The 17,277-nt window shown below is 66.6% G+C and carries 16 protein-coding genes; 9 read left to right on the top strand and 7 right to left on the bottom strand.

Translation table 11 applies throughout. The features are described from left to right. Positions 1-73: 73 nt before the first annotated feature. The 3 genes from arfB to FDY95_RS05970 all read right to left on the bottom strand — a co-directional run bounded on the left by arfB (position 74) and on the right by FDY95_RS05970 (position 1,501). Positions 74-481, bottom strand: coding sequence for an alternative ribosome rescue aminoacyl-tRNA hydrolase ArfB (gene arfB, locus FDY95_RS05980; protein ID WP_138075838.1), 408 nt, complete (start codon positions 479-481; stop codon positions 74-76). An 82-nt stretch (positions 482-563) separates the two neighbouring features. Then, positions 564-986 carry a hypothetical protein gene (locus tag FDY95_RS05975; protein ID WP_138075837.1) on the bottom strand — a complete coding sequence of 141 codons (423 nt, stop codon included), beginning with the start codon at positions 984-986 and terminating at the stop codon, positions 564-566. 44 nt (positions 987-1,030) lie between these two features. Then, positions 1,031-1,501 carry a nuclear transport factor 2 family protein gene (locus FDY95_RS05970; RefSeq protein ID WP_138075836.1) on the bottom strand — a complete coding sequence of 157 codons (471 nt, stop codon included), beginning with the start codon at positions 1,499-1,501 and terminating at the stop codon, positions 1,031-1,033. Positions 1,502-1,720: 219 nt separating this feature from the next. Between FDY95_RS05970 and FDY95_RS05965 the strand changes: the two genes are divergently transcribed. Then, the gene (locus FDY95_RS05965; protein ID WP_138075835.1) at positions 1,721-2,464 is read left to right on the top strand and encodes a head GIN domain-containing protein; all 744 of its coding nucleotides are present in this window, start codon (positions 1,721-1,723) and stop codon (positions 2,462-2,464) included. A 98-nt stretch (positions 2,465-2,562) separates the two neighbouring features. Here the strand turns inward: FDY95_RS05965 and FDY95_RS05960 are convergent, their stop codons facing one another. The 3 genes from FDY95_RS05960 to FDY95_RS05950 form a co-directional block, all read right to left on the bottom strand. Next, entirely contained in the window at positions 2,563-5,454 is a 2,892-nt protein-coding gene (locus FDY95_RS05960; protein ID WP_171025551.1) for a PA14 domain-containing protein, read from the bottom strand. A gap of 361 nt (positions 5,455-5,815) precedes the next feature. Beyond that, positions 5,816-6,388 carry a hypothetical protein gene (locus FDY95_RS05955; RefSeq protein WP_138075833.1) on the bottom strand — a complete coding sequence of 191 codons (573 nt, stop codon included), beginning with the start codon at positions 6,386-6,388 and terminating at the stop codon, positions 5,816-5,818. 106 nt (positions 6,389-6,494) lie between these two features. Further along, a complete protein-coding gene (locus FDY95_RS05950; RefSeq protein ID WP_138075832.1) occupies positions 6,495-8,618 on the bottom strand; it encodes a T9SS type A sorting domain-containing protein in 2,124 nt (707 codons plus the stop codon). Positions 8,619-8,773: 155 nt separating this feature from the next. Here FDY95_RS05950 and FDY95_RS05945 point away from each other — a divergent pair, with 155 nt between their 5' ends. Continuing rightward, complete coding sequence (locus FDY95_RS05945; protein ID WP_138075831.1) at positions 8,774-9,463, top strand: hypothetical protein; 690 nt, start codon at positions 8,774-8,776, stop codon at positions 9,461-9,463. A 21-nt stretch (positions 9,464-9,484) separates the two neighbouring features. Here FDY95_RS05945 and FDY95_RS05940 read toward each other — a convergent pair whose 3' ends face one another. Next, positions 9,485-10,396 carry a DUF72 domain-containing protein gene (locus tag FDY95_RS05940; protein ID WP_138075830.1) on the bottom strand — a complete coding sequence of 304 codons (912 nt, stop codon included), beginning with the start codon at positions 10,394-10,396 and terminating at the stop codon, positions 9,485-9,487. Positions 10,397-10,742: 346 nt separating this feature from the next. Here FDY95_RS05940 and FDY95_RS05935 point away from each other — a divergent pair, with 346 nt between their 5' ends. The 7 genes from FDY95_RS05935 (at position 10,743) to FDY95_RS05905 (ending at position 17,217) form a co-directional block, all read left to right on the top strand. Then, a complete protein-coding gene (locus FDY95_RS05935; RefSeq protein WP_138075829.1) occupies positions 10,743-11,495 on the top strand; it encodes a septal ring lytic transglycosylase RlpA family protein in 753 nt (250 codons plus the stop codon). A 161-nt stretch (positions 11,496-11,656) separates the two neighbouring features. Further along, positions 11,657-12,256, top strand: coding sequence for an outer membrane beta-barrel protein (locus tag FDY95_RS05930; protein ID WP_138075828.1), 600 nt, complete (start codon positions 11,657-11,659; stop codon positions 12,254-12,256). A 19-nt stretch (positions 12,257-12,275) separates the two neighbouring features. After that, on the top strand, positions 12,276-12,899 hold the full coding sequence (locus FDY95_RS05925) for an outer membrane beta-barrel protein (protein WP_171025550.1): 624 nt from the start codon (positions 12,276-12,278) through the stop codon (positions 12,897-12,899). 210 nt (positions 12,900-13,109) lie between these two features. Beyond that, entirely contained in the window at positions 13,110-13,745 is a 636-nt protein-coding gene (locus FDY95_RS05920) for a hypothetical protein (RefSeq protein ID WP_138075826.1), read from the top strand. A gap of 100 nt (positions 13,746-13,845) precedes the next feature. After that, the gene (locus FDY95_RS05915) at positions 13,846-16,284 is read left to right on the top strand and encodes a penicillin acylase family protein (protein ID WP_138075825.1); all 2,439 of its coding nucleotides are present in this window, start codon (positions 13,846-13,848) and stop codon (positions 16,282-16,284) included. Positions 16,285-16,290: 6 nt separating this feature from the next. Next, a complete protein-coding gene (locus tag FDY95_RS05910; RefSeq protein ID WP_138075824.1) occupies positions 16,291-16,830 on the top strand; it encodes an energy transducer TonB in 540 nt (179 codons plus the stop codon). A 9-nt stretch (positions 16,831-16,839) separates the two neighbouring features. Then, the gene (locus FDY95_RS05905) at positions 16,840-17,217 is read left to right on the top strand and encodes a hypothetical protein (RefSeq protein WP_138075823.1); all 378 of its coding nucleotides are present in this window, start codon (positions 16,840-16,842) and stop codon (positions 17,215-17,217) included. Positions 17,218-17,277 lie beyond the last annotated feature (60 nt).

Raw genomic sequence — 17,277 nt, 5'->3', positions numbered from 1 at the left:
CGCGCCTGTACCGGGCAGCCGACGACCGGGCGGCCGGCTGCCCGGTGCGGAACCCGACAACGGAGTTGACCTCCTAGAAATCCACCCGGCCGCGGTTCGACTTCTTGTCGCCGTGCTTCTTCTTGCTTTCCAGGCGTTTGCGCACAGCGCCTTTGCTGGGCTTGGTGGCTTTGCGGGCCTTGGGGCGGTGCAGGGCCTTGGTCAGCAGCTCGTAGAACTTTTGCTGGGCCAGCTCCTTGTTGCGGCCCTGGCTGCGGTCTTCCTGCGAAGTCACCAGCAGCTCGCCCTCCGAAGTGAGCTTCGAGGCCAGCTTTTCCAGCAGGCGCTGCTTCTGTTCGTCATTGAGCACGGCCGAATCGGCCACGCGGAAGCGCAGCTCCACTTTGCTTTCGACTTTGTTCACGTTCTGCCCGCCCGGGCCGCTGCTGCGGGCGGTCTGGTACTGCAGTTCGGGCAAGAAGGCGTCGAGGGGCGGAAGCATGCGGGCAGAGCAGGAAAAATAACCACGGCTACGCACCGGGCGCCGCCTTGGGTTGCGTAAGTTCGGGCTTTCTGCGGCTTGCTCAGGGCAATAAGCCCAACAGCACCCAGCCCAGCAGGCCCAGGCGCAGCGTCCAGGCCAGGGTACGCAGCCAGTTGGTGCGCACCAGTCCGTACACGGCGGCGTAGCTCCAGCCATCAGCGGCGAGGCGGTTGTGCAGCGGCACCGACACCAGAAACGTCACGGCCCAGATGAACCCGACCAGGGCCAGCGCCCCCAACGCTGGCGCGGTGCGCGCCTGCCAGGTCCAGGCACCCGCCAGCAGCAGCTCGCCCACCATCGGTGCCATCACCACCCAGCCCATACGCTTCAGATGGGCACGGTGAAACGCCGGAAAGCCGGCGGCCGGTACCAGCGCGAAACTGGGGTAATGCACCAGCTGCACCGTCCAGATGACGCCGGTGAGGTAGGCCGTTATGGCCAAATTCAGCAACAAAAGCAGCATCGGCGAGATACGCAGGGCGCTGGCTGGGGAGACGAAACCCGCTTCTACAGGGCCCGCAAGGTGCGGAACTGCTGCAGGCCCTTCTCGGCTTTGGCCCGCACCTGCCGCTGCAGCCACGGCGACCAGCCCAGCAGCCAGCCCACCGGCCCCAGCGCCTGTCGCGACCAGCGCCAGAAGCTGAAGTCGTCGTGATGGGTCAGGATGCGGCCGTCCTGGAAGGTGAAGTGCGCCCGGATGTGGTTGTGCACCTTGCGGCCGGTCTGCGAGAAGGTGTAGTGCGCGTCCCAGATGGCGGCGCCCTGCTGCTCGTCGGCCCGGATGTCGTTGTAGCTCAGGCGCAAATCTTTGCCCCGCTCGCAGAGCATGCGCCACATCAGCCCGATTTCGGCGCCCCGCAGCCGGAAAGCGGCGTCCTCGAAGGTGGCCTCGGGGTGATAACAGGCCGCCATTCCGGCGGCGTCGCGGCGCTGAAACGCCTGGTAGAAGCGGTGCAGCAGTTCTTCGTTGGGCGTCATGGCAGCGGACTGATCGTGGGCCTAAAGCTCACGAAAAAACCGCTTCCGCCGGCGGAAACCAGTTTGGGCGGCGCGTTAAGCGTGCCCACCGCGGGCTCCTTTGGGCAATGATGCATTGGCTAATGGGTGGAGCTATAACAATTACCTAAGCCGGCCCAGGCAACGGGTGGCGGTATTGCCAACATCTGCTACCTTGAATATCCCATTCAATCTTCGCCTATGAAAACCTCCCGCCTCCCCCACCTGGCCTGCCTGCTGCTGCTGCTGGCCGCCGCCACCGCTTTCCGTCCCGTCGCCCCGGGCCCGCCGTCCGCCCTTCGTGCCGCGGCCGATACCCGCGAGGTCCGCACGGTGGGCGCGTTTACCCGCGTGCAGCTCGCCGGCTCCATGGAAGTCATCGTGACGCAGGGCAACGCGCAGAAAGTGGAAGTCGTGGGCCAGCCTGAGGACGTGAAAGAAGTCGAAACCACCGTGGAAAAGGGCCGCCTGCGCGTGGGCACCGTCAACCACACCGGCATGAGCTGGCGCAACTTCAAGGGCCCGGTAAAAGTGTACGTGACCGTGACGACGCTGGAAGGCCTGAGCGTGAGCGGCTCGGGCAACCTGCACGCCGACAACACTTTGACGGGCAAAGCCGTGACGGTAGCCGTGAGCGGCTCGGGCCAGCTGCGGGCCCCGCTGCAGGCCGAAGTGGTGGAAGCCAGCGTGAGCGGCTCGGGCCAGATGCGCCTTAACGGCAGCACCCGCTCCCTGTCGGCCAGCGTGAGCGGCTCGGGGCGAATCGAAGCCGCTGAGCTCAAGGCCAGCACCTGCGAGGCCCGCATCAGCGGCTCGGGCAACTGCCGCCTGAACGTGGCCGAAACCCTCGACGCGCACATCAGCGGCTCGGGCAACATCTACTACGCCGGCTCGCCCCGCGTAACCAGCCACGTTGCCGGCAGCGGCCGCGTCAGCAAGGGTTAAGCATCTGCTCAACTCTTGCTGACGCACACCGCTGGTACAGCCGAACGGCCCGCCCCGCCATCTGCGGAGCGGGCCGTTCGGCTGTGGCCCGCAGGCCATTATTGCACCAGCACCTTGGTTACGCAGCTGCCGGCCGGCGTGGTCAGGCGCAGCTGGTACGCCCCGCGGCCCAGGCCGGGCGCCGCCAGCTGCTGCTCCTGCACGCCCGGCAGCAGCACTTGCCGCAACAGCACGCGCCCGCTCAGGTCCAGCAGCTCCAGCCGGGCATCGGCCGGGGCGGGCTGCTGCAGCTTCAGCGTGAAGCGCCCGTCGTTGGGATTGGGATACACGCTGATGGCCATGGTTTTGCCACCCGGTCGCGTCACGGCCACGGCGTCGCTCACGGTGGTGGCTCCGTCGTAGTCGACCTGCCGCAGGCGGTAATAGCTCAGGCCCGGCAGGGGCTGCGCGTCGAAGTGGCGGTAGCTGCGGCGGGTGCTGCTGTTGCCGGCGCCCGTGATGCGCGCCACGCTGCGGTAGCTGCGCCCGTCGGCCGAGCGCTCCAGCTCGAAGTGCTGGTTATTGATTTCCTGGGCCGTTTCCCAGGTTAGCTCCACCTGCTCGCCCTGCACCCGGGCGCGGAAGCCCACCAGCGTGATGGGCAGCGGCCCGCGGGGCGCCTGCAGCGCCGAGCAGAACGAGGTGCCCGCCACCAGCTGCCGGGCCAGGCCGGTATCGGTGCTTTCCCATTCCAGCTGCAGCACGTTGCTGCCGTTGAACTCGCCGTAGTGCACCAGCAGGTTGTGCAGCCCCACCGGGAGGAATACCGTGGCGCTGATGGTGCGCGGCGAGTGGCCGGTGCCGTTGTCGATGAGGGCGGCGGCCAGCGTGGGCGGCGAGGCCAGGGCCGCGTCGTCGAGCCAGAGGTAAGAAGCGTCGTCGGAGGTCAGGTAGAACGTGTAGTTGCCGGCCGTGGGCACGTAGAGGCTGCCGCGGTAGCGGGCGCTGAACTGGTCGGGGTTTTCATTGGAGCCCTGGGCCGGCGGCACGATGTCGCCCCAGCTGCCCACGGCCCCAAAGTTCAGCTGCGGGTCGATGCGGGAGAAGGCCGCCGTAGTGCGCTTGAAAAAGCCCTGGTTATCCGTCTGGTCATCGAAATAGCCCGGGTAGTATTCCCCGAACAGGCCCGCCGACACCAGGCTGCCGCCCGGGTCGCTGCCGCTGCAGCCGCCGGGCGGCGGGGGCGTCACCACGAAGGCAAAGGCCAGCGGCTGTTCCAGGGCGCCCTCGGCATTGTACACCGCCACGCCCGCCGTGTACTGGCCCTGCGGCACGGTGGAGGCGGCCGTGAGCACGCCGGTCGTGCTGTTGATGCTGATGCCCGCCGGCAAGCTGCCCGCGTTCAGCAGCGCAAAGCCCTGCACGGGCAGCGGGCTGGTCGCGCTGGGCGTGGGCGACGAGGCCGCCCGCCCGCTCACCGTCGACAGACTGGCCGGAGAGTAGCTGAGCGCCGTGGGCGGCTGGCGCAGCGGCTGCACCACCGTGCAGAGGGCCGCCGCCGGCACGGGCTGGCGCGTGATGCCCGCCGCAGTGCTGGCCCATTCCAGCATCAGCACGTTGCCGCCGCCGCTTTCCCCATAGTGAATCAGCAGGTTGTGCAGGCCGGCGGTCAGGAACACCGTCACCGAGTCGGTGCGGGCGGCGTGCAGGCCGCCGTTGTCGATGGTGGCCCGGCTGGTCTGGGCCGGCGCGTCGAGGGCGGCGTTGTCGAGCCAGAGGTAGGAGGCGTCGTCGGAAGTCAGGTACAGCTTGTAGCTGCCGGTGGTGGGCACGTAGAGGCTGCCGCGCAGCCGCACGCTGAAGTCATCGGGGTCGGCGGCCGAGCCCCCGGCCGGCGGCACGATGCTGCCCCAGCTGGGCGTGTTGGTGAAGTTCACCAGCGCATCGACGCGCACCAGATCGGGCGCGGTCTGGAAGAAGCTATGGTCGCTGCCGAAAAAGCCCGCGTAATACTCGCCGTACAGCCCGCGCGAGGGCGCCGCCCCGCCGGGGTCGGTGCCGGTGCAGCCCGAGGGCGGCGGCGGGGCAATGTCGAAGGTGAAGACGTTGCCGAAGGTGCTGGTGCCGCTGGCGTTGGTCAGCGACACGCTCACGCTATACACGCCGCTGGGCACCGTAGCCGCCGCCGTGAGCACGCCCGTCGCAGTATTGATGCTGATGCCCGCCGGCAGGCTGCCGGCGTTGGCCACGGCAAAGGCCGTAATGGGCTGGCCGCCGTCGTTTACCACCGGCACGCCCGAGCTGATGACCGAGCCGGCCGCCACCCCGGCCGTAGCGGGCGAGTAGGCAATGCTCTGGGGCAGCTGCAGCAGGTTTTGCACGGCGGAGCACAGGGCCGAGCTGGGCACGATCTGGCGCGTGATGCCCGCATCGGCGCTTTCCCATTCCCAGGTCAGGTTGTTGCCGTAGAGGTCTTCGCCGTAGTGAATGAGCACGCCGTGCAGGCCGGCGGTCAGAAACACCGTGGCGCTGCGTTCCAATGTGCCGTGGCCGCCGCCGTTGTCGATGAGGGCATCGGCCGTTTGCGCCGGCAGGGCCTGCGCGGCCGCATCAATCCAGAAATAGGAAGCGTCGTCGGAGGAGAGGAAAAAGGTGTAGTTACCCGCCACGGGCACGTACAGGCTGCCGCGGTAGCGGGCGCTGAAGTCGGCGGGGTCGTCGGGCGCGCCGCCGGCCGGCGGCACGATACCGGTGCCCCAGCTGTCGGAGTCCGGGAAGTTCAGCTGCGCGTCGATGCGCGTGAGGCCCGGGGCGTTGGAGGTAAAGAAGCTTTGGTCGTCGTTGAAATAACCGGTGTAGTATTCAGCATAAAGTCCATTGGTGGCGGGGTTACCCCCTGGATCGGGGCGGGTGCAGCCGGTGGGTTGGGCCCAGCTCCTCAGCTGCGTGGCGAACAGCAGGAGGAACAGGAGCCAGCCGCTTCGGAGCATGAGCAGCGAAAAGTGCTTCATGGTCATTCAGCGTTGATGGTGGAAAAAAGGATCGGCAAGGCTTAATAAATATACTCTATCCAAGTACTTTTTGTATGATATTTATAATAATATTTTCTGAAAAGTGAACTTGTCCATGGAAATACACAAAATTCACCTATCATCTGATTTGATTCCGCCTGCCTGCCCGCCAAGAGCAGCCACTCCTATTTCCCCGCAGACACCGAATAGAAATGGTTTATTCGCTCACAAAGCCGCCGCGCCGCGGGCGCCAATTACAGATGATGCAATTGGCACCCGCGGCGCGGCGGCTTTGTACACTGTAGTTTCTACATGGCTTCAGGCGGCCTCAGCAGCAGTCCTACCTGAACACGTGCTCGTCTTAATTACCGAACAGCCCGCCGGACTTGCGCGGCTCGGCCTTGGTTTTCTGCTTGCTTTTGCCGCGCTCCTTGTCTTTGTCGCCGCCGAAAAGGCCGCCCATGAAAGGCTTTTTCTTCTCCTTGATCAGCACGTAGCGCACCGATACGGCCGTGGGAAAGCGGAACCAGTCCTCGTTGTTCAGCTCCACGCTGGGCTTGAAGTCGACGCTGAGCTGCAGCGGCACGATGGGCAGCTTCCACTCGGCGCCCACCATGCCATCGAAGCCGCCGACGGTGCCGTAGTCCTTGTGGCCGCCGGCGTGGGCCCCGGCGCCGAAGTAGTAGTTGAGGGCCGGCCCGAGAATGTGGAAGTGCCGCTCGATGAGCAGCGTGCCCATCACCTCGCGGCTGCGAAACGTGGCCAGGCCCTCCAAAGTGGTTTTCTCGAAGATGCGCTGCTGGGCCGTGAAGCCGTAGTTGCCGCTGCCCAGGCGCAGACCTACGGCCGTGCGGTATTTCTGGGCCGAGGCGGCGTGGGCGAGCAGGCTGGCGGCGGTAAGTAGCAGCAGCGGGCGGAGGCGGAAAACGGGCATGCGCGGGGAATGGTAAAGCACGACTCTAACGAGCCAGCCGCTGGCAAAGTACGGGCCAGTTCGGCGGATTCGGCGGCTCTACGGTACGCGCCGGGGCCGGCCAGCGTTATTGCACCCGCACGAAGGGCACCGTGCCGTGGGCGCCGCCGTCGTTCCAGCGCAGCACGTACCAGCCGGCCCGCAGCGTGGGCAGCCCAATGCGCAGCGTGTTGACGCCGGCCTGCGGCACCGTCAGGCGCTGCCCGCCGTAGTAGCGGCCCAGGGCATCAAAAACGCGCACTTCCAGGGCGTTGGAGGCCGCCGGGGCGTTGTACTCCAACGTTAGCAGCGGGCCGGTGGCCGGATTGGGGTACACCAGCAAGGCCGCGCCGCTTTCGCGCACGCCCACCGGCGCGGCGGGCAGGTTCAGGCCGTTGGCCAGCTGCACCTGCAGGCGGTAGAAGCTGGTGCCCCCGAGCGGCTGACCATCGGTGTAGGTGTACGTGGTGGCCCCGGTAGTCGGCACCTGCGCGAGGCGCGTCCAGGTCTGGGCATCGGGGCTGCGCTCCACGCTGAAGGTCATGCCGCTGCACTCGTTGCGGGTGGTCCAGCTCAGCAGCGCGCGGCCGTTCTGAAGCTGCGCGGCCAGCGGGGCCGTGAGCGGGGCGGGTTGCTCGGAGGCAGGCCCACAGGCACCCGGCAGAACGCTGCCCAGCTGCACGGCGTAGCCCCCCAGCACGTCGCGGTTGAAGTTGAGCTGGCGCGTCAGCTGGCCCCGACCAATGGCGTAGTGCATCACCAGCTGCGGCACGCCCCCCACCACGGGCGCAATGACGTGGTTGAGCTGCTGGCCGTGGCCCAGCTCGTGCAGCACCACGGTTTCAAAATCGAACTGCGAACCGCTGGGCGTGCCAGGGCCGAACTGCCAGCTCACCCCGTCGTCGAACTGCATGTCGATTTCCCTGACCCAGAAGCGGATGTTCCCGTTGGCTTCGCGGCAGCCCAAGTAAGTGCTGGTGGTGCGCCCCAGGATGTTGGCCGGCAGCTCCGTGCCCTGGTCAAACTCCAGGGCGTTGACGCCGTCGTTGCCGATGCCCCGGGCGGCGCGGGCACTACCCAGGTCCCAGTTGATGGCCGTCTGGCAGCGCCAGTTGCTCAGCGCCCGGCCGAAAGCGGCCAGCGCCGCCGCGTTCGGGGCCAGGGCCGGGTCGGGCTGGAAGGTGTAGCCACCAGCGCCGTTCTGGTTGATGTGGCCGGCGCGGTAGGTCACGCCCGAAGTGGTTTCCTGCACGTTGGTCAGCGCGTAGCGTACCGTGAAGGGCAGCAGCACCGGGCTGGTGGCCATTTGCTGATCGGCCGTGACGACCCGGAAGGTGCCGCTGCCGGCCGGGTCGGCGGTGCTGCTGTAGGAGGGCACGCGCACCTGAATGCGCGCATCAGACCAGCTCAGCACGTCGCGGGCATTGACGCGGGTAAAGGACACCCCACCGTCGTCGGCGTTGCGAAACTCCACGCCGCCCGGGGCCGTGCCAAAACCCGCCCCGCTGATGGTCAGCACCGAATCGGCGCCGGCCACGATGGCGCGCGGGCTGAAGCCGGTGATGAGCGGCGCGTTGACGCCCCGGGCCTCGGCGGGCTGCTGGCGGCGGAGCAGCGCGGCGGCCAGGGCGGGGTTTGGGGCCAGCTCACGCAGGGCTTGGCCGGTCAGCGCGGTCTGGGCGCGGTAGAACGCCTCGTCGAGCAGCGGGTATTGGCGAAACGGCTCATTGGCCGTGGCCGTCACGACGTCGTAGCGCACGAAGCCCTGCCGGCTGGCGTAGGCGGCCCAGGCCTCGGGCCGGGCCGCGCCGGCAAAGCTGGCGGGCGTCAGAAACAGCAGGCCCTGCTGGCCGGGGCTGAGGCGCAGGGTGTTGGTCAGCGTCTGCAGCGTATCCCCCACCGCCCCGCCTTCGGTCACGACGGTAAGCGGCGCGGCGGCGGCCCACTGCCCCTTCAGCAGCTTGTACACGCGTAGGGTGTTGGCGGTGTAGATGCGGCGGTGCGCGTCGTTCCAGAAGCTGCGCTGGCTGAGCACTTCGGCTTCCACTACCAACGTGGCAGCCTGGGCGCGCCGGGCCGGGTCGAGGGGCAGCAGCAGGCAGCGCGTTTCATCGGCAGCAGCGGGAGACTGAGCGGAGGCTGGCAACTGGCTCAGGCTGAGCAGGCAAACAAGCGCACTGACGAGCAGCGGCGGGAGTATAGGTGCGGGCATAGGAGCAGAACGACAAAGGGCGGAGCAACATACGAGATTTGGCGCGCAGCCGGCTTACGCCCCGCGCCACATTGCCCGTCGCGGACTCACATGATGGGGTGAGGGGTGCAACACCGCCGGGGCCGATGTGCATCATGGCCACAACTCTCCTTGTTATGGCTACTCTCATCCAATCCGTCGGCAGCGCGCTGCTGCTGGCGCTACTCGGCGCCCCCGCTCATTCATCGTACGCCCAGACGGCCCCGCTCAGCAGCAGTGAGTTGCTGCGCGGCCTGCCCCCGGCCTCGCTCACGCCCGCCGCAGCTTCCGCCAGCTGCCCTCTGCGCCCCGAGCGGGTGGGCGTGCTCAAGGTGGGGCTGGCCGCCAGCCAGTCCTGGACGCGCCAAACCGGCCTGACCCTGCCCGTCAGCCTAGGCTACGAGCGGCGGCTGTTTTTCGGGCTGAGCGTGCTGGCTACCTTCACCTCCGTCTACGACCCTGCGCGCCAGCCGCTGCCGGGTCAGCCCGAAGCACCCGGCCTGACGCAGTTCGACGTCACCTCGGGCCTGCGCTACTACCTGCCGATCAAGGGCCTGCGCAACGAAGCCCGCGAAGAATTCAGCGGCCCCTACGTCAGCCTGCTGGCCAGCCGCACCTTCCAGAGCACGCTGCAGCCTGAGGTCAGCGGCGGCGCAGCTTACACCTATCAGCTGCGGCGGGCCAATCAGCTCGTGGCCGGCTACCAGCTCCCGCTGGGCCAGCGCGGCTTCCTCGACGCCTCGGCGGGCCTGAAGCTGGGCCGCGGCAGTCAGGCCGGGCACAAGCTGGCGCCGGCGGCCGGACTCACCGTGGGCATATTCTTTTAAAAGAATTGCCCCACCGTCGCCTCAGAACAGCCGGCCCTGCACCGGCTGCACCACTAGCTGCGGCATCGGCAGCTCGCGACCGGTGAGCTTGCCGAGACGCTGCAGGAAGTACTGAGCCCAGGTGGGCGCGTCGTTCACGTCGCGCTGGTGGATAAAGAAGTAGGCTTCGTGCAGGCCGGTGGCCAGCCAGTCGGCCAGACGCTCGGCCCAGGCGTCGGCGCGCAGGTAGTCGGTGCGGTGCAGGGCGTGGCCGTTGAAGCGGATGAAGGCCCGGGGCGTGGTCAGGCGCTGGTGCAGCACGTCGCGGCGGCCGGCCACGTCGCTGATAACCCAGGTTTTGCCCAGGGCTTCGAGCAGGGCGCCGGTTTCGGCCAGCACGCCGGGGTCGTGGTACCAGGCGGGGTGGCGCAGCTCCACGGCCAGCGGCAGGTGGGCGGGCCAGTCGAGCAGGTAGCGTTCCAGGCGCGGCAGCTGGGGCGGCGCGAAGTTGGGGCCCATCTGCAAAAACGCCATGCCGAGCTGCTCACCCAGGTTTTCGAGGGCGCGGCAGAAGCTGTTGGTCAGGTCGTCGGCGCGGTACAGTTCCCGGTCGTGGCTGATGCTCTGGGGCACTTTGGGGCAGAAGCGGAAGTGCGCGGGCACGGCGGCCCGCCAGCGGCGCACCATCTCGGCATCGGGAATGCGGTAGTGCGTCACATTGACTTCCAGCGAGTTGAACTGCCGGGCGTAGTACTGCAGCTGCTGGTCTTCGCGCAGCCCCAGCGGGTACCAGCTGCCCAGCCAGGCTTTGTTGGTCCAGGTGGGGCAGCCAACCCAGATGGGCGCCGGCGCAGCGGGTGGGGCGAGGCGGGCCAGCAGGGCGGCGGTGTCGGGGTGGTCGGGCGGCAGGCGAAAGTCGATGCCGCGCACGTCCGGAAGTCGGCCAAAATCCATGGGTAAACTTACGAGAAGGCGTCGGCCGGGGCTACTAGTTGCTTAAGCATTATTTTTCACTCCTGCAACCGGCACTTGGACAAAAGGCGGAGCCAGCTCGGCATTTTTTTTCAGCGGCGGATAATCTTATTTCCGCCCGCCACCCGGTTTCGTCTATATAGAATCCAAACGTACCCTTCAGGAAACACAATCATGGATTTTGCGCCAATGGCCGAGTTAGGGCTAATGCAAATTTTACAGGTAAAGCACAATTTTTAATCTATATTGACAGCAAGCCGGGCTTCTGGTTTGGATTGTATTTCGGATAGGCTAATAGATTTGGCCTGTTCACAATAGCAGAGAATGAATGAAGTTTAAACAACGACAGAACCTCTCGGGCTTGCTGATGATGTGGCTGACGGCCCTGCTGCTGGTAGCCACCTCGCTGTCCTCCTTCGCCGACGATACGCCCACTGCCACGGCCTCTAAGGGCGCCGTGCTCCGGGGCCGCGCCTCCTGGTACGGCCGCGAGCATCAGGGCCACCGCACCAGCAGCGGCACCCGCTTCGACCGCAACAAGTACACCTGCGCGCACAAGACCCTGCCCTTCGGCACCAAGCTGCGCGTGACCAACCCCAGCAACGGCAAAGCCGTGGTGGTGGAAGTAACCGACCGCGGCCCGTACCGTCACCAGCGCATCCTGGATCTGTCGGAAATTGCCGCCCGCCCACTCGACATCGTGCGTATGGGCGCCCTGGGCGTCGTGGCCGAAATCGTGCCCGATGATACGCCCCTCGGCCCGGTGGCCGGCACCGTGACGGTGCCCGAGCCTGAGGCTACTGACGTAGCCGTGACCGAAACCACGCCCGAAACCGAAGCCACCTACGTGGTACAGGCCGGCACTTTCGGCGAGCTGCGCAACGCCGAAGCCCTGATGGCCCAGATCAAGTCGCTCGACGCGCAACTGCCCGTGGCCGTGCGCCAGGACAACGTGAACGGCCGCCCGCTCAACCGCGTCATCGTGGGTCAGCGCATGCCCCGCAGCGTGGCCGACGACGTGTGGCAGCGCCTGCAGAATCGAGGTATCAACGGCCTCGTGCGCCAGGCGGAGAATTTATAACGCCTCCCGGCCAGCACCTTATTCCTGAACGCCCCGACTGCCCGGCAGCCGGGGCGTTTTTGGTTGCAACCTTTATTTTCGGAGCTGGCTCCAGGCAATAGCGGCTGCCTTCCGGCAGTTTATGGAACCGCTTTTTCTATCCTCATCCGTTTTCATCCGGTATGCGAAAACCCTTATTAGCACTGGCCGCCTGCGGTCTGCTGCTGCCCGCTGCCCAGGCCCAGACCGAGCGCGGGGCCAAACTGCTGGGCGTCTCGTTGGGCGACCTGAGCTACAGCCGAGCCAAATACTCGGGCTCGACCTTTTCGGCGGCGCTACACCCCTCGGCGGCGTACTTTCTGGCCGATAATCTGGCTCTGGGGGCCGGCCTGAACCTGCATTACGGCCGGCAGCGGTCGAACGGCATTCAATACTACCGCGAGTTAGGCTACGGCCTGGCGCCTTTTGTCCGCTACTACCTGCCGGGCAGCGGCCGGCACCGCGTGTTCGGGGAAGCTGGGGTCGATATAGGAGTAACCCACTACCGTAGCCTGGACTACCGCCTAGTCAGCGGTCCGCGTCCGGAGGATTATTACACGCGCAACACGGGTACCTACGGCTACCATGGCGCCGTGGGCTACAGCTTCTTCCTGACGCCCAACGCGGCGCTGGAGGCCTCGGCGGGCTATTACCGCGTGGCGTATGACCGGATTTTGCATCCGCGCAACATGGTCGATGTGCGCGTCGGCTTCAGTGTATTTCTGCCCGCGGTCGACAACTAACGCTTTATTTTTCAATACGATGCACAAATACCTACTATTACTGGCCGCCGCTTCCCTGGCGCTGCCGGCCCGGGCCCAGACCGAGCGTGGCGCCAAGCTGCTGGGCGTGTCGGTGGGCAACCTGAACTACACCAGCTACGCCGACAAAGACAACTCGTTCACGGCCGCCGTATACCCCAGCGTCGGCTGGTTCGTGGTCGACCGGCTGGCGGTGGGCACCGGTCTCCCGTTCAGCTACAGCCGCGACCGAACCACTTACTCGGGGGCCGACGGCCCGGTTGTCAGCATTGCCCGCAGCTGGAGCTACGGGCTGGCGCCCTTTGCGCGCTATTACTTCGTCGATGCCAGCAAGCACAAACTGTTTGCTCATCTCAGCGGGGAAATAACGCGCTACAACAACAGCGGCGCGCGGCGCGAAAACGGCCTTACCATCAATGAAACCCGCTATAATGAAACCATTAAAGGCTGGTTTGCCGGGGCCGGCTACAACTACTTCCTGGCGCCCAGCGTGGCGCTGGAAGCCACGCTGGGCTACCGGCGCAACAACCAGTACTCCTACCTCAGTAACCACAGCCGGGGTACGGTGGACGTACACCTGGGCCTGAGCGTGTTCCTGCCGTCGGGCGGCACCGGTACGCCATAAAGCACGCCTGGCCAGCCTATGCGCCGCGCTACCCCTGCTAAACCGGGGTAGCGCGGCGTTTTTTGGTATCAGGGGCCGGCTGACACCAAGTGCCAAGCCGCGCCCCGAAACGCCAGTTTTCGGACATCACGCTGCGGGCTTGCAACTATAAACCGCCCCCAGGCCTCCGGTATAAAGCGGCGCAGCCGTTGTTATTTCCCTCCCCTTCTTATGACTAAACACTTGTTACTCCTGGCGGGCCTGGTAGGGCTGGCCGGCGGCTCGGCCCATGCCCAAACCGAGCGTGGCACTACACTCATCGGTCTGTCGGCCGGCAACCTGAGTTACGGCCGGGCTACCGACGGTTTTCGGCAGTTCTCAGGCACGCTAACGCCCACGGTGGGCCGCTTCGTGGCCGACAACCTGCTGGTGGGCGTGGGCGCGCAGGTCGGCCACGGCCGCTCCCAATCTACCTTCACCGGCTACTACTATGCGCCCTGGACGTCGACCGTCGGGTACGGCACCATCGGGTATTCGCGCCAAAACTGGTCGGCGGGCGTCACGCCGTTTGCCCGCTATTACTTCCTGGGCGGGGGCCGGCACCGCCTGTTCGCCGAAGCCAGCCTGTTCGCCCAGCACAACTGGGTGCTGGAACGGTACGAAACCGAGCAGGGGCGCCTCAGCAATCCGCAGCGCTTCATGTCATTCGGCGCCCGGGCGGCGGTGGGCTACAGCTACTTCATCAGCCCGCGCACGGCGCTGGAGGTCAGCGCGGGGTACCGGCGCACCTACGCGCCGGGCGGCAACTCGGGCAAGCTAGACGGCCGCATCGGCATCAACTTTCTGCTGCCCGCGGGCAAGCGCTAAGCCGGCGCCTCGACCGGTGCGCGGCGCGCAAACCCCGGCCGGGGTTTGCGCGCCGCGTTTTTTTGTCGGATGTTGTAGCGGCTGACTTCCCTTTTGTTCTATGCTGCGTTACGTCCGGGCCGTGCTGGCTCTGCTCACTACCGGGGTGCTGGTGTGGGTGCTCGATACCAACCACGGCGAAATTCCGGCCTTCGGGCGCTTTCTGAGCCCGTTTCAGGGCTTCTGGCGCAACGGCGAAGCCCCCGGCGACTTCGCCCGCGAGCAAACCCTCACGCTGCCCGGCCTGCAGCAGCCGGTGCAGGTGCGCTTCGATGACCACCGCGTGCCGCACATCTTCGCCCAGAACGACCACGACCTGTACTACGCCCAGGGCTACCTCACGGCGCGGGACCGGCTCTGGCAAATGGAGTTTCAGACCCACGTGGCGGCCGGGCGCATTTCCGAAATCGTGGGGGCGCGGGCCCTGGAGTACGACCGGTTTCAGCGCCGCATGGGCCTGCCGCACGGGGCCGAAAAGTCCTTGGCGGTGATGATGGCCGACCCGACCACGCGCACCGTGCTGGAGGCCTACTCGGCCGGCGTCAATGCCCGCATCAGCGAGCTAAGCCCGCGCGACTACCCGCTGGAATACAAGCTCTTGAACTACGCACCCGAGCCGTGGAAGCCGCTGAAGTGCGCCCTGCTCTTGCAGCTGATGGCCTGGGATTTGAGCGGCCGCTCCGACGATTTGCGCCTCTCCAACGTGCTGGGCAAGTATGGTCCGGCGGTGGTGCGCGACCTGTTTCCGGATTACCCCACCCGCGAAGACCCGATAGTGCCCGCCGGCACCCCGCTGGATTACGCGCCGGTGAAAGTACCGCCGGTGCCCGAGGTGTTTGCCGCCACGGCCTCGGACAAGGTGCCGCAGAACGAGCCCGCCGCCGACTTGGGCTCCAACAACTTCGCGTTGAGCGGCAGCCGCACGGCCTCGGGCCTGCCCATCCTGGCCAACGACCCGCACCTGCAGCTGAATCTGCCCAGCATCTGGTACCAAGTGCAGCTGGTGGCGCCGGGCGTGAACGTGTACGGCGTGACCATCCCCGGGGCGCCCACCATCATCATCGGCTTCAACCAGGACGTGGCCTGGGGCGTGACCAACGTGGGCGGCGACGTGCTCGACTGGTACCAGTTGAAATTCAAGGACAACACCAAGCAGCAGTACTGGCACGACGGGCAGTGGAAGCCGGTGCGCCGGGTGGTGGAGCGCATCCGGGTGCGCGGCCAGGCCGAGCGCCTCGACACGGTGCTCTACACCCACCACGGCCCGGTGGTGTACGACCACGACGAGAAGCCCTTCAACGCCCAGACGCCGGTGCGCCACGCCATGCGCTGGACGGCCCACGAGGGCGGCAACGAGGTGCTGACCTTCTACCGCCTCAACCGCGCCCACAACTACCAGGACTACGCCGCCGCGCTGAGCACCTACGCCGCCCCGGCCCAGAACTTCATCTTCGCCTCCAAGCAAAACGACGTGGCTATCTGGCCCAACGGCAAGTTTCCGCTGAAATGGCGCGACCAGGGCAAGTTCATCCTCGACGGCTCCGACCCGCGGCACGACTGGCAGGGCTGGATTCCGCAGGTGCAGAACCCACACGTGAAAAACCCGGCGCGCGGCTTCGTGTCGTCGGCCAACCAGTTTCCGGCCGGGCCCGACTACCCGTATTACCTGGGCTGGAACTTCGCCAGCTACGAGCGGGGCCACCGCATCAATACCCGCCTGGCGCAGATGACGCGGGCCACGCCCGATTCGCTGCGCCTGCTGCAGACCGACAATCTGAACCTGAACGCCCAGCTGATGCTGCCGCGCCTGCTGGAACTGGTGAATCCGGATCAGCTGCGGCCCGCCGAACAGCGCGCCTACGACGAGCTACGCCACTGGAACTACTTTCACGACGCGCACGCCGTGGCCCCGAGCATCTTCGACCTGTGGTATTCGCAGTTGGTCAGCCGTCTTTGGGAGGATGATTTCGGCCTGCAAGCCACCGGCCTGGAAATGCGCTACCCGCCCCGCGACCGGACCAACAACCTGATCATGCAGGAGGACACCTCGCGCTGGATTGATGACCACCGGACGTCGGCCCGCGAAGCCTTGACGGATCTGGCCCTCGAAAGCTTCCGCTTCACCACCGACTCGCTGACCCGCAAATTCGGGCCGCTGGGGCCGAAATGGGCCTGGAGCAACCAGAAAAGCACCGACATCCTGCACCTGGCCCGCCTGCCCGGCTTCGGCCACCTGGACGTGGACTGCGGCGGCGGCGCGGCCATCGTGAATGCCACCACGGAGCGCAACGGCCCCTCCTGGCGCATGGTGGTGGCGCTGGGCCCCGCGCCCAAGGCCTACGGCGTATTCCCCGGCGGGCAGAGCGGCAACCCCGGCTCCCATTACTACGACGACCTGCTGGAAACCTGGCGCGTGGGCCAGCTCAACGAGCTGATTTACCTGACTTCGCCCACGCAGCCGCACCCGCGGGTGTCGGCCGCCTGGCAGCTTAAGCCCTGATCCGCCATGCCTCCGCTCCCCCCGCGCCGCAACGGCCTCTCGACGCGCCAATTCGCCTGGATTTTCGGCGGGCTCCTGGCGCTGCTGACCATCTATCAGCTGGCCCAGCACCGGCCCCAGCGCTTCGAGCCGCCGCCCAGCGGTACCACCGCCGAAATCGGGAGTGAGGCGCCGGCCCAACCCGCTCCGATGCCGAATGCCTTGCCCGAGCAGCCGGCCGTCCGCGACGCCCGCATCTACACCTACGTGGAGCAGATGCCCCAGCCGCCTGGGGGCATAGAAGGCCTGATGCAGCACCTGCGCAAGCACATCAAGTACCCCGCTGAAGCCCGGCGCAACCAGGTGGAAGGCAAAGTCTTCGTCCGCTTTGTGGTGCAGCCCGACGGCCGCATCAGCGACGCGGAGGTGACCAAGGGCATCGGTGCCGGCTGCGACGAAGAAGCCCTGCGCGTTATCAGCCAGATGCCGGCCTGGACGCCCGGCAAGCAGAACGGCCAAGCCGTGAGCGTGTACTACACCGTGCCGGTCACCTTCACGATCAAATAATTCCGACTGATGCGTAGCTCCTGGCTTCTCTTTCTCTTGATTTTCGTGCTGGCGGCCGCCGCTCAATGGCTGCTGCCCTGGTGGAGCGCTGCCGTGGTTGCCCTGCTCCTTGCCTTTTTACTTCCCCAATCCGGCGGCCGGGCCTTTCTGGCGGGCTTCGGCGGCGTGGGGCTGGGCTGGCTGCTGCTGGCCGGCTGGCTGCACGTGCAGGCCGATGGCCGCCTGAGCCACCGCGTGGCGGAGCTGCTGCCGCTGGGCGGCAACGGCTGGCTGCTGGTGCTGGTAACGGCCATCCTCGGCGGCCTGGTCGGGGGGCTGGCGGCCCTTAGCGGGGCCTGGCTGCGGCAGGCTTTCGGTTCAGCGGAGCCGGCGCGGCAACGGGCATAAAAAACGCCGACCAGACCTTGCGGCCCGGTCGGCGTGAAATCATTCCGGCAGTGGGGCCAG

The sequence above is a fragment of the Hymenobacter jeollabukensis genome (assembly GCF_005771675.1).
GTDB classification, from domain to species: domain Bacteria; phylum Bacteroidota; class Bacteroidia; order Cytophagales; family Hymenobacteraceae; genus Solirubrum; species Solirubrum jeollabukense.
The sequence above is the reverse complement of the archived record's forward strand: the minus strand, read 5'-3'. Positions and strand labels throughout refer to the sequence as shown.